Origin of the sequence: Flavobacterium panacis, assembly GCF_024649945.1 — a bacterium.
GTDB classification, from domain to species: domain Bacteria; phylum Bacteroidota; class Bacteroidia; order Flavobacteriales; family Flavobacteriaceae; genus Flavobacterium; species Flavobacterium panacis.
Map to the genome: position 1 here is coordinate 843,063 of NZ_JANKMS010000001.1, position 13,313 is coordinate 856,375.

General features: G+C 35.3%; 11 protein-coding genes. 3 read left to right on the forward strand and 8 right to left on the reverse strand.

Features of this window, described 5'->3' with window-relative positions:
• The first annotated feature begins 44 nt into the window (after positions 1-44).
• On the forward strand, positions 45-443 hold the full coding sequence (locus tag NQQ59_RS03570) for a tautomerase family protein (RefSeq protein ID WP_144213691.1): 399 nt from the start codon (positions 45-47) through the stop codon (positions 441-443).
• Between the two features lie 67 nt (positions 444-510).
• Here the strand turns inward: NQQ59_RS03570 and NQQ59_RS03575 are convergent, their stop codons facing one another.
• From NQQ59_RS03575 to NQQ59_RS03595, 5 genes are all read right to left on the reverse strand, one after another.
• Positions 511-2,511, reverse strand: a complete 2,001-nt coding sequence (locus tag NQQ59_RS03575) for a heavy metal translocating P-type ATPase (RefSeq protein ID WP_144213693.1) — start codon at positions 2,509-2,511, stop codon at positions 511-513.
• Between the two features lie 373 nt (positions 2,512-2,884).
• Positions 2,885-4,159 (reverse strand): efflux RND transporter periplasmic adaptor subunit, encoded by a 1,275-nt coding sequence (locus tag NQQ59_RS03580; protein ID WP_144213696.1) that lies wholly within the window; start codon positions 4,157-4,159, stop codon positions 2,885-2,887.
• A 2-nt stretch (positions 4,160-4,161) separates the two neighbouring features.
• The gene (locus NQQ59_RS03585; RefSeq protein ID WP_257698131.1) at positions 4,162-5,403 is read right to left on the reverse strand and encodes a TolC family protein; all 1,242 of its coding nucleotides are present in this window, start codon (positions 5,401-5,403) and stop codon (positions 4,162-4,164) included.
• 263 nt (positions 5,404-5,666) lie between these two features.
• Entirely contained in the window at positions 5,667-8,792 is a 3,126-nt protein-coding gene (locus tag NQQ59_RS03590) for an efflux RND transporter permease subunit (RefSeq protein ID WP_144213698.1), read from the reverse strand.
• A gap of 107 nt (positions 8,793-8,899) precedes the next feature.
• Positions 8,900-9,223: a DUF6660 family protein gene (locus NQQ59_RS03595; protein ID WP_257698132.1), complete on the reverse strand. Its 324-nt coding sequence runs from the start codon at positions 9,221-9,223 to the stop codon at positions 8,900-8,902.
• Between the two features lie 247 nt (positions 9,224-9,470).
• Between NQQ59_RS03595 and NQQ59_RS03600 the strand changes: the two genes are divergently transcribed.
• Both NQQ59_RS03600 and NQQ59_RS03605 read left to right on the forward strand, forming a co-directional pair.
• Positions 9,471-10,595 (forward strand): hypothetical protein, encoded by a 1,125-nt coding sequence (locus NQQ59_RS03600; protein ID WP_144213701.1) that lies wholly within the window; start codon positions 9,471-9,473, stop codon positions 10,593-10,595.
• An 11-nt stretch (positions 10,596-10,606) separates the two neighbouring features.
• Positions 10,607-11,371, forward strand: coding sequence for a porin family protein (locus NQQ59_RS03605; RefSeq protein WP_257698133.1), 765 nt, complete (start codon positions 10,607-10,609; stop codon positions 11,369-11,371).
• 174 nt (positions 11,372-11,545) lie between these two features.
• Here the strand turns inward: NQQ59_RS03605 and NQQ59_RS03610 are convergent, their stop codons facing one another.
• Genes NQQ59_RS03610 through NQQ59_RS03620 form a run of 3 tightly spaced genes read right to left on the reverse strand, consistent with a single transcriptional unit; the run spans position 11,546 to position 13,297 of the window.
• On the reverse strand, positions 11,546-12,133 hold the full coding sequence (locus NQQ59_RS03610) for a chemotaxis protein CheB (RefSeq protein ID WP_144213703.1): 588 nt from the start codon (positions 12,131-12,133) through the stop codon (positions 11,546-11,548).
• Positions 12,112-12,924 carry a CheR family methyltransferase gene (locus tag NQQ59_RS03615; RefSeq protein ID WP_144213705.1) on the reverse strand — a complete coding sequence of 271 codons (813 nt, stop codon included), beginning with the start codon at positions 12,922-12,924 and terminating at the stop codon, positions 12,112-12,114. The genes NQQ59_RS03610 and NQQ59_RS03615 overlap by 22 nt, the downstream gene beginning before the upstream one ends.
• 7 nt (positions 12,925-12,931) lie before the next feature.
• Complete coding sequence (locus tag NQQ59_RS03620; RefSeq protein ID WP_144213707.1) at positions 12,932-13,297, reverse strand: response regulator; 366 nt, start codon at positions 13,295-13,297, stop codon at positions 12,932-12,934.
• Positions 13,298-13,313 lie beyond the last annotated feature (16 nt).

Consider the following 13,313-nt stretch of genomic DNA (forward strand, 5'->3'; position numbering starts at 1 on the left):
AATTTAAAGTTCCGTAATTTTATTTGAAATTTAAATGAATTAAAATGCCTTTCGTTAGAATCAGTCTGCCCAAAAAACTTTCGCTTGAAACCAAAAACAATATTTCAGAAGCAGTTCATCAATCTTTAATTGAAGAATTTAATATTCCTGTAGATGATTATTTTCATGTTATTGAAGAATTAGAAACCTATCAGATAAAATATCCCAAAAGTTATTTAGGAATTTCACATTCCGAAGAAATCGTTTATGTACAAATAACTGCAGGACAAGGAAGAACCTTAGAACAAAAAAGAAAATTGTATCAGCAAATAGCAAAGAAAATAAGTACCTCAACAGAAATTACAATCAATAATGTAATTATCGTTTTGCTCGAAAATAATGGTTTAGAAAATTGGTCTTTTGGTGATGGAGAAATTCAAGAACCAAATCACTTAAAGAAATAATTTAAAATAAGAAAAGCCCAATTCAAACAAAATGAATCGGGCTTTTCTGTATATTTCAAATAATCTTTTAAAACTTCATTCTCTGAATTCGAACCGCATTTAAAATCGCTAATAACGCTACACCAACATCAGCAAAAACAGCTTCCCACATGGTTGCAAGTCCGCCTGCGCCAAGAATTAAAACAAAAGCTTTTACGACAAAAGCTAAAATAATATTCTGCCAAACAATCTTTTTGGTTTGTTTTCCGATATTGATTGCCATTGCAATTTTACTTGGTTTATCATCCTGAATTACCACATCGGCAGTTTCGATGGCTGCATCGCTTCCTAAACCTCCCATTGCAATTCCTACGGTACTTAATGCAATTACTGGTGCGTCATTAACACCATCACCGACAAAGGCAATCGTTTCATTTTTGGCTTTAATTTCGTTGACTTTATTCACCTTATCTTCTGGCAGTAAATCACCAAAAGCTTTTGTAATTCCGAGTTTATCTGCTACAAACTGAACCACATTCGATTTATCTCCGCTTAACATCGTCAGTTTTACGCCTAACGATTTTAGTTTCGAAACGGTTTCTTTAGCATCCTCTTTAATTTCATCTGCAATAGTTAAATAACCAGCAAATTTTCCATCAAAAGCAATCGCAATTGTAGTATAAACGATTGTTGAAGGATCAATATCATACGAAATATTGAATTTATCTAATAATTTAAAATTCCCAACATACAATTCTTTTCCGTTATACGAAGCTTTTAATCCGTGTCCCGAAATTTCTTCGATATCTTTCAATTCTACCGCAGCATCAATTGGTCCAACGTGATTATGAATTGCTGTTGCCACAGGATGAGAACTTTTATTTTCTAAGACATTAACCAGTTTTAAGATCTCATCTTTATCAAATTCTGGTTTTATAATGACTTCCTGAACTTTAAAAACACCTTCGGTCATAGTTCCCGTTTTATCTACCACTACATTTTGAATGGTTGAAATACTGTCCAAGAAATTGCTTCCTTTAAATAAGATTCCGTTTTTACTTGCAGCGCCAATTCCGCCAAAATATCCCAACGGAATACTGATCACCAACGCACAAGGACAAGAAATAACCAAGAAAACTAATGCTCGATACAACCAATCGCTAAAAACATAATTGTCCACAAAAAGCATCGGAATCAAACAAATTGCAATTGCTAAATACACCACAATTGGTGTATAGATTTTAGCAAACTTTCTGATGAACAATTCTGCTGGCGCTTTTTTGGTTGTAGCATTTTGAACCAGCTCCAAAATTTTAGATAATTTACTATCGTTATAAGCGGTAGTAACTTTTACTTGAACAATTGTATTTCCATTTATCATTCCAGCCAGAACAGTTTCTCCTTTCTTTTTGGTATCAGGTTTACTTTCTCCTGTTAAAGCAGCGGTATTAAACGAAGCTGAATCTGATAATAATTCGCCATCTAAACCTAATTTTTCTCCCGCTTTTAACTGAATAATCGCTCCAATCTGCACATCTTTAGCTTTGACTTTTACGGCCACATTATTTTCCAGAACATGAACCTCATCTGGACGTTGATCCAATAGACTTTTAATACTCGATTTTGCTCTTTTAACCGCCATTCCTTGAAAAGTTTCTCCAATTGTATAAAACAGCATAACCGCAACACCTTCTGGGTATTCGCCTATAGCAAATGCCCCAATTGTGGCAATACACATTAGGAAAAACTCAGAGAAAACGTCGCCTTTTAAAATACTTTCGTAAGCTTCTCGCAGAACCGGAAGTCCAACTGGAAGATAGGCAATTGCATACCAAACAATTCTAACATATCCCGTAAACCATTCTTGCGGAAAATAGTTATCTAAACCAATTCCGATTATCAGTAAAACAAATGAAATTATGGATGGAAGAAACAGTTTGAAAAGGCTTCCTTCGACATTGTGTTCGTGGTCGTGTCCTCCGTGATCGTGTCCGTCATTATCTGAATGAACAGGCTCGTCGTGAGAACAGCAACAGGAAGGTTTGGATTTAGTTTTTGTATTCTTTACTTCTTTATCTTGATGTATCATTTTTGAGTTTCAAGTTTAATCCCGATAGCTATCGGGACAAGTTTTATTAGCGCTAAAACTTTATTAAAAATTATGTTCTAAATTTAAGCAATTTGTATCGTTTTTTTGCCACAAAGGCGCAAAGACGCTAAGTTTTTTTTTGCTTGATTATCATTAACGGAACTATTTGTCATTTCGACGAAGGAGAAATCTCCGCAAGAAGCTCGACAAAGGTTGGTAAAATTCTGTGTGGAGTTACTTGCGGAGATTTCTCCTTCGTCGAAATGACAAGATTGAGGATAATCTCCCCTCAAAAAACTTTGCGTCTCTGCGCCTTTGCGAGCATATTTGATTAAAAAAACTTTGAGACTTAGCGCCTTAGTGGCAAAACCTGCTAGTGTGTATGCTCTCCTCCGCCCTTCATTGCTGAAAGCAGATAAAAAGCGCCTTTCGTTACGATTTTTGCATTGGCAGAAATATCATTTACAAACTTAACTTCGGTAAAACCTAAATCTGTTGTTCCTGGAATTACTTCTATCGCTTTAAAATGAATTTCCTCTTCGTGAGCTCCTTCTTTCTCGCCTGCTTCGTGTTCGTGCTTTTCTTCAGCATGATTTTCTTGCTGAATAAAAACGAAATATTTATCGGCATTTCTCACTACCGCGTCTTTTGGCAATGCTGGAACTGTTGCATTCACGATATTGATATTGGCAGAAACGTACATTCCCGGAATCAAGTCTTTTGCATCAGCAGGATCAATTTTGGCGTGAACGGCAACGGTTTTACTTTCGTTAGAAAAAGATTTGTTGATTCCGAAAATCTTTCCTTTAATCGATTTATTGGACTGATTCGTTAAAACAAAATCAATTACCTGACCAATCGAAATAGAACCTAGATCTTTCTCATAGACATTTAAATCCAAATGCATCTGACTGTTGTCAACCACTTCAAAAAGTGAAACTCCTGTGTTTGCAAAAGCGCCTTTAGCAATATTAATTTTTCCCACATAACCACTTATTGGAGAAATAATTGGCACAACCGAAGTTGTTCCTTTTATATTGACGTGCAAAGCATCAAGTCTATTTTTTGCGGCTTGCGCGCGAGCTCTTTCTGCTGCCAATTTGGCTTTTACTTCCTGAAAAGTCTTTCTCGGATTCACATTTTCATCACTCAACGTTTTCTGGCGATTGTATTCCAATTGCAGATATTCCACATTAGCAACAGCTGACTGATAATCTTCCTGCATTCCGATCACTTCCAAATTTTGAATCGTTGCCAAAACTTTTCCTTTGTTTACGAATGTGCCTTCCAAAACAAAAATGTCTTTTACCGTACCGCCAATCAAAGTCGAAACCTCAGCAGAATTTTGTGGAGGAACTGTCGTATAACCATTTGCCTTGATGATTTTATTCAAGTTTCGATCTTCTACAATTCCAGTTTCAATTCCGACTGTTTTGTATTGAGAAGCGGTTAAAGCAACTTCTGTGGTTTCTTTTTCTTCTTCTTGTGGTTCTTCGGTTTTCTTTTCATTGCAACTTTGGAAGGTAACCGCAAAGAGCGCTAAGATTATGCAAAGCACGCCAAGTTTAATTTCCTTGCGAACTTCGCGTTTTTTCTTTGCGAACTTTGCGGTTAAGTCTGCGGTTAAATATTTAGATCTATTTTTCATTTTTAATTGTTTTTGATGGTTGGAAATTGAAGTTCGATTGCACTTTGATTGTAGCTGTGTGTTGCCTCTGCAAATTGTTTTTTAATATCAATGGCTTGATTTAAAAAGCTGATATACGACCAATAACTCATATCGTCATTAGCATAACTTTTCTGAGCCGTTTCTATGATCTGATTGGCATATTGTGATCCTTCATTTTGGAAATAGGCTAAATTCTTCTGTTGTTTTTCGAAGTTATTTTTCAACTCTTCTCTTTGCAAATTCAGCATCATTTTGTTTTTATCTAAAGCCAATTGTGACTGCGAAATACTGATTTCCGATGCTTTTGCTTTGGTTGTATTCACGCCCCCAAACAATGGAATCTGCAATCCTGCTGTAAAACCTTGAAACAAAAATTCAGTATTAATGGTTTGAGCAAAATAGCCTAAACCAACTTTTGGCGTGCGTAAAGCTTTAAAAGTTCCGGCTTCTTTTTGATAAACCGAAATTTGTTGTTGATACAAATCAGTTATTAAAGCCTCGGCTTTTGTGTTTTGCTGATTTTCGATAAAAGTGTATTGCAAAGAAGTATTCGCATCAGGAATAATATTTTCATCTGTCTGAATGAAAAATTGCAATTGCTTCTGATAAATAGCCAAATCATATTCTAATTGCGCTTTCTGCGTTTCAATTTCTTTTACTTTGGCTTTGGCACTGATAACTTCAATGTTGCCGCTTTCTCCAGTTTTAAAACGTAATTCGGCATTCTTTAGGAATTTCGTATAAATATCATTCAATTCTGAATTGAGTTTCTGAATTGAAACGCCATACAAATATTGATAATACGCCAATGTTACCGCTTTTTCGATTTCATACGAAGACAATGCTTTTCTTTTTTCGGCCAGTTTTGTCAATTCTTCCTGCAATTGTCGATTGGCTTTTGTGATGTTTCCTAACGGGAAAAACTGCTGCACAGAAACGTTATGATCGTAATCGACACTATTGAACTGACCGCCTTGATATTGTACTTGAAGCGGATCGGGTTGAAAAGCCGCTTTTTTCAGAACAGTTTGTTTTTCGATTTCTTTATCGGCAATTTTTAAGTCGATGTTGTTTGATTTGGCCAATTCTATTGCTTTTTCTAAAGAAATCTTAGTTTGCGACTGCGATAAGATTGTGAACAATAAAAACATGCTTAACCGCAATCCCGATAGCCATCGGGAGCAAAGCTTTTTCGATTGATTTTTATATATTGATTTTTTCATTTTTATATTTTTTGTTTCACGCAGATTTTAAAAAGATTTAAGCTGATAAATGCAGATTTTTTTATTCATTCAAATCAAATTAAATCTGCTTTAATCTGTTTAGATCTGCGTGAAAAATCTTTTTTGTCTCCCGCAGATTATGCAGATTGAACAGATTTTTTCTTTTTAAATTAATCTGCCAGATATGCTATCCCGATAGCTATCGGGAGCGAGAGAAATTATTTTCTACACGCAGTAATAAATTATCTAATTATCAAATTTTCTCATTGACTAATTCTACCACGTTTAAACTTCTCCAGCAATAAATACAGAATCGGTAAAACGATTAAGGTCAATAAAGTGGCTGAGAGTAAGCCACCTATTACTACGGTTGCTAATGGTTTTTGCACTTCTGCCCCGCCGCTTGTTGATAATGCCATTGGCATAAATCCAAGTGAAGCTACGGCCGCAGTCATTAAAACAGGTCGCAAACGAGTTTTGGTTCCGATAATAATTCTCTGGAATGCATCTGAAATACCTTCTGATTTTAATTGGTTGAAATACGAAATCAGTACAATTCCGTTTAAAACCGCGATTCCGAATAAGGCGATAAAACCAATTCCTGCCGAAATACTAAACGGCATTCCTCTTAGCGAAAGCGAAAAAACACCTCCGATAGCCGATAACGGAATTGCTGTAAAAATTAATAACGCTTGTTTAACGCTTTTAAAAGTGAAATACAGCAAGACTAAAATCAGTCCCAAAGCAATTGGCAAAGCAACCATAAGTCTTTGTGAAGCTTCGATCAAGTTTTCGAATTGTCCGCCGTACGTTACATAATATCCCGCAGGAAGTTTGAAACTTTTATCTAGTTTCGCCTGAATTTCTTCGACAACACTTTTAATATCTCTTCCACGAACATTTAAACCAACCGTAATTCTTCGTTTTCCGTCTTCGCGGATGACTTGCACAGGACCTTGTTCGTATTCAACAGAAGCAACCTGAGAAAGCGGTACTTGTTGACCATTCGGAAGCGGAATAAACAAATTGCTGACATCCGTAATATCACCTCTATTGTTTTCGTCCATTCTCACGACAACATCAAATCTTTTGCTTTCGTCGTAAATCTTTCCCGCAACTTCTCCCGCAAAAGACGAACGAATGATTTGATTAATATCCGAAATATTCAAACCATAAAGCGCAATTTTGTCGTAATCGTATTTGATTGTGATTTGTGGCAAACCTGTTACTTTATCGGCTTTTAAATCTCCGATTCCTTCGATTCCTTTTATTTTCGAAATCAATTCTGCTGCTTTTGCGTCTAGGATTTCCAAATCATCGCCAAAGATTTTGATGGCAATATCAGATCGGCTTCCTGTCATTAATTCATTAAAACGCATCTGGATAGGCTGAGAAATTTCGATATTAGCTCCCGGAATAATTTCCATTTCCTTCTTCATGGCATTGGCAATTTCTTCCCAATTATGGTATTTGCCTTTCCATTCTTTTTTGTCTTTTAGAACAATAATCAAATCGCCACTTTCAATTGGCATTGGGTCGGTCGGAATTTCACCACTTCCTATTTTGGTTACGATGGTTTTGATTTCTGGGAATTTCGCTTTCAGAATCTGTTCGTATTTGGTCGTTGTTTCAACCATCTGCGTAAGCGAACTTCCCGTCATAATGGTTGCGTTGATTGCCAAATCGCCTTCTTCTATTGTCGGAATAAATTCACCTCCCATATTTTGGAAAATGATAAACGCCAAAGCGAATAATCCAACGGCAATTGAAAGCACGACTTTTTTAAATTCTAAAGCTTTTTTTAATAATGGTGTATAACGGCTTTCTAACCAAGCAATCATTCGGTCGCTGAAGTTTTCTTTATGTTCTGTTTTCTTTGAAAGAAACAAAGCGCTCATCATCGGAATATAGGTCAGCGAAAGAATAAAGGCACCGATATTGGCAAAACCAACTGTCATCGCCATTGGTTTAAACATTTTTCCTTCAGTTCCAATTAAAGCTAAAATTGGCAGATATACTATTAATATAATAATCTCACCAAAAGCAGCACTATTTCTAATTTTTGAAGCCGAGTTGTAGACTTCTTCATCCATTTCTTCCTGCGTTAATTCTTTTTTATTTTTGAATTTTTGTAAATGATGCATCGTGGCTTCGACAATAATGACAGCTCCGTCGACTATAATTCCGAAATCTATCGCACCAAGACTCATTAGATTTCCGCTTACGCCAAAGGCATTCATCAGAATCACAGCAAACAACATCGCTAACGGAATAACCGAAGCTACGATCAATCCCGCACGAAGATTTCCTAAGAATAAAATCAACACGAAAATCACAATCAATGCTCCTTCTAATAAGTTCTTAGCAACAGTTTTAATAGAATTCTCTACGAGTTTTCCTCTATCAATAAAAGCTTCAGCAACAACTCCTTCTGGAAGACTTTTATTAATCTGAGCCATTTTTTCGTGAACTCGATTTACAACAGCGCTGGAATTTTCGCCTTTCAGCATTAAAACCATTCCCGAAACGATTTCTCCTTTTCCGTCTTTTGTAGATGCTCCGTAACGCAACGCAACGCCTTCACGAACTTGTGCTACATTTCGAACCAAAACTGGCGAACCGTTTCGGTTTTTTACAACCACGTTTTCAAGGTCTTTTACGCCTTTTGCCATTCCGACACCGCGAATGAAATACGTGTATTGATCTTTTTCAATATACGCTCCTCCTGTATTTTGATTGTTTTTTTCTAAAGCGTCAAAAATTTCGGTAATCGTAACGCCCAAACTGTTGAGCATATTTGGGTTTACAGCAATTTCGAATTGTTTTAATTTTCCGCCCCAGGTACTTACTTCGGCAACACCTTTAATTCCCTGCAATTGCGGAATAATAATCCAATCTTGGATCGTTCGCAGTTCTACAGCACTGTATTTGTTTTCGTAGCCTTTTTTGGCATATACATCGTATTGATAAATTTCTCCCAATCCTGTAGAAATTGGCGCTAATTCGGGAGAATTTACATAGGCTGGAATGTTTTCTTCAGCTTCTTTTAAACGTTGAAATATCTGTTCGCGAGCCCAGTAAATATCGACATCATCTTCAAAAACAACGGTTACAACTGATAATCCGAAACGGGAAATACTGCGAAGTTCTATAATATTAGGAACTGTTTTTACAGCTCTTTCGAGTGGATACGTAATTAATTGTTCGACTTCCTGACTTGCGAGCGTTGGCGCTGTGGTAATAATTTGAACCTGATTGTTGGTAATATCAGGCAACGCATCAAGTGGTAATTTTTTAAGCGAATAACTTCCCCAAGCAATAAGCACAAGGGTAAATAGTAGTATAACGAATTTGTTTCGTATACTAAACTGTATGATTTTATCTAACATTTGAATTTATAATGACGTGAGAAATGAGACAATTGAATTGTCTGTAAACATGTGGAAAGTCCACAACTCTCTCGCCCGTTTTCGACTTTATCGAACAGGCTTAATCATTATACTATTTGAGGGGGCTGCCAAATACTTCCAAAGAAATCGGAAATAAAAACAGAATTATAACTTGGTAAAGGAATTGAAATTTGAGTGTAAGGTTTAGGAAATTCGAAACTTAAAGGAGCTTCATAGCTTAAAACCTGTGCGCCACAGCAATTGCAGGCACAAAACGGAGAACATAAATCATTGTCTTTATCGTGTGAATGATTATCCTCACTTGCAAACTGAACAGTTTTATGCATAGCACTATTCACTTCCATATCCGCACAAGGCATATTTGAAAGTACCATCAAATAAATTGACATTAGAATTGCTATCCATTTCATGCTTGTAAAAATAGCAATTTATTGTTTTTCTTTTCAAAAAAAAAGTTAATCAACTGATAACTAAATACATTTCTTAAAATTTTATACTTATGAAAAGAATTTTTAGTTAACTTTAACACTAATTAACTTCTTTTTCATTCTAAAACTCTACGCCTAGGAAACAAAAATTAACAGCCGAAATATATTTTAAGAATACATAAGCCCTATTTATTTTACGCAGTTTTATTAATTATAAACAATTTAATCAATGAAATGTACGAAACTAATATCAGCCTTTTTCTTATTATTTAGTGTTCAATTTTTCGGTCAGGTCTACACTGACAAAATCGTAGGAGAAAAAAACCAGCAATTAAAAGACAGTCTAAAAGTCGTAGATTATCCGTACGCATTACCCATTTGGGGAGAAAAAGTGGCTCAAAAAGGCTATAAGCTTCCTTATTCTGCTGGACTTTCCGTTAATTATTTTTGGCAGGATTCAGAAATAGTCATTAACAATCTTCAAGTAGGATTCAATAATGGTCCTATGTATAATTTGGACGAAATTGTACGATTTGATAAATCACATGTTGAAGTTGGCGCACTTACGATTCGTCCAGATATTTGGTTACTTCCTTTTTTAAACATTTATGGTGTCTTTGGAAAATCAAATCCTACAACTAAGATTAACGCTGGAATTTACATTCCAGATGCCAATAACAATTGGTCTGAAATCGCTAATTTTAGTACAAAAGCTAGTTTTAATGCCACTACATTTGGTTTAGGTATGACGCCTACAATTGGTATTGGAGGTGGATGGCTAGCCTTAGATATGAACATGGCTTGGACCGATATTAGTTCCCTTGATAAACCTGCCTTTTCTTATGTTTTTGGTCCGAGATTAGGAAAAACGTTCAAACCTTTTAGAGATAAAGATCAAAATATTGCGCTTTGGGTTGGTGGTTTCCGTGTTCATATTTCTGGAGATACAAACGGAAATTTACCTTTATCTGATTTTATTGATTTAAGCAATGCACAAGAAAAAGTGGACAATGGTTTGGCAAAAATAGCTGATAATCAAACACAAGTGGATAATTGGTGGAACGGTCTTACTCCTGCTGAGCAAAAAAATCCTTCCAATGTTGTAAAACATAATACAGCCAATCGAGCTCTAGAAAGTGCTGGTACATTCTTGGCTACTTTAGACGGGGCTCTTAGTACAGCAGGTTCTTCGTCTGTTCAATATTCGCTTCAAAAAAGACCAAAAGATATGTGGAACTTTATTATGGGATCACAATATCAACTGAATCCACACCTTATGTTTAGGGTCGAAGTTGGTTTTCTTGGAACTCGTACGCAAGCTTTGGGTGGTGTTCAATATCGATTTGGATTATAAAAACCGATTTTATGAAAAAAGGTTTATGCATACTTCTCGTTTTTTTCTGTGTGAGTCAAGCTAAATCTCAAGTATTAATATCCTTGATTTTTGGAGACAAACTAAATTCTCCTTTTTTAGAATTTGGTCTTGAAGGCGGATTGAATCTTTCTGATATTTCAAATTTGGAAAGTTCTGGAATGAATCCAGGGTTTAATCTTGGTTTTTATTTTGATGTTCGTTCCAAAAAAAATCCTGCTTGGATGATCAATACGGGCGTTATTGTAAAATCCCCAATGGGCGCGCGACATATTCCTGTTTATTCTCTAGACGATGTAAATTTGGATAATACTTTTGAAGGCGGTTCTGTAAACAGAGAAATCCGTTATTTTAATGTTCCTATTTTAATTAAATACCAATTCAAAAATAGAATTTACGTTAAAACTGGGCCACAATTGGGACTCTTAGCTTCTGCTTTTGATGAATTTTCGAATGAAATCAATAAAAATGATGTTACCTACAAAAAAAAAATCAGAGACCAGATTCGTGTTATCGATGCTGGAATTGCTCTTGGAACAGGCTATCACATGAATGTTGGCAACGGATTAAATATTACAATTCAGTATTATTATGGTTTGGTTCCTGTAATGAAAGGAGATGGTCCAAATGTTTACAACAGATCTTTGTATTTAACCGCTGGAATCCCTATTGGAAAAGGAAAAGCGGCACAAAAAAGAGCTGAAAAAGATGCCGAAATGAATAAAGTTATACTTCCTCAAGATGAAACTAAACCTTAACTGCCGGGTAAAGCTTATTCAATAAATAAAATCAAATTTGATCTGCTGAAATCTTTAGAAATCTGCGTGAAATACTTTTATTCATCGATCTTTCACGCAGATTTAGAACAGATTAAAGCAGATTTAAATCTCACTAATGAGTAAAATTGAATAAAAATAGTCACATCCAATGGATTAAACCTGATTGATTTCTTTAATAAACTCAAGGATTTCTTCTGTCTTTAAAACAAAATTGGGTGCAACGTGCAAAATAGCATTATTAGGCATAAAAGACATTTCCGCTGAAATAGGATTCTGTACAACAGTTATTCCACCTGCTTGTTTAACAGCTTGCATTCCAACTGTTCCATCAGAATTAGAGCCAGACAATAATATTCCAATTAAATGAGAACCATATATTTCTGCCGCAGATTCAAAGGCAACATCTATACTTGGTCTACTGTAATTTATTTTCTCTGAAGTATCTAAAGAAAGTGTTTCGTCTTTTTCAAATAACAAATGGTAATTGGAAGGCGCGATATAAATAAAGCCTGCCTTTAAAGGCACTTTATCTTCTACTTCCTTTACTTTGATTTTTGATTTTAAAGCGATTAAATCTTCTAACGTTTGTTCGTCTGAGTTTTTTCTATGAACCACAATAACAATAGCAAAAGAAACAGCATTTTCTATAAACGGCAAAATTTGCAGTAATGCCTGCAAACTTCCAGCTGAACCTCCTATTATTACTACTTTACAATCTTTTATTCTTTTATTTTCCTCCATATTTTCTCTTTATCAAACTGTTTGTATTTGGTTGGAGATATAGAATATTTTATGGTTTCTTTTGTTCCAAGTGCTAAAAAGCCTAAAACAGCAAGACTGTCATCAAATAATTTAACGACTCTTTTCTGCAGATTATTATCAAAATAAATCAAAACATTTCGGCATAAAATCAGATCAAACTCATTAAAAGAGGTGTCTGAAACCAAATTATGTTGTGAAAAAACCATCTTTTCAGAAAGGTTGTCATTGAATTTTGCAAAACCGTAATTGGCAATATAATAATCGGAGAAATCTTCTTGTCCGCCTGCATCACGATAATTATCGGCATAATCTTTTATCATTCTAAGCGGAAAAATACCGCTTTTTGCTGTTTCCAAAACTGATGAATTGATATCAGTTGCGTACAATATGGATTTGTGTAGTAACCCTAGTTCTTTCAGCATAATGGCCATCGAATACACTTCCTCACCAGTAGAACATCCTGCATGCCAAACTCTAATAAAGGGTTTTGTTCCTAACAACGGAAGTATTTCTTTTCGAAGTGTCATATAAAAAGACGGATCCCGAAACATTTCTGTAACATTCACCGTGATTTCGTCGATCATTCTTTTGCAATAATCCTCATCTGTGCGGACTTTTGATAAAAACTCATGAAAATGTTTAAATCCATCTAAGTAGAAAACTCGATTTACACGCCTTTTCAGTGAAGCTCTGGAATAACTTCCAAAATCAAAACCATAATACTCGTAAACTTCGTTTATAAGAGTTTCTAATTCAATATCTTCAATCATAATTCATTTAAATTTCACCCAAGATTTGAAGTAATTTATCAACGTCTACGGGTTTTGAGATGTATGCATCTGCACCAGCCTCCAAACATTTCTCTCTGTCTCCTGCCATTGCTTGTGCTGTTACAGCGACTACAAAAGTATTTTCCTGTAACGGAATCGCTTTTATAAGCGGAATGGCTTCATAACCATCCATTTCGGGCATCATCATATCCATTAAGACAGCATCGATTTCACCATCTACTGCTAATATTTTTAAAGCTTCTTCGGCACTTAAGCACGACAAACACTCAAAAGATCTTGCTTTTAAAGTATTTACCAAAGCAAAAATATTTCTAGAATCATCGTCTACAATCAACACACGTTTTTTTCCCATTACAGCGCTTTAAAAA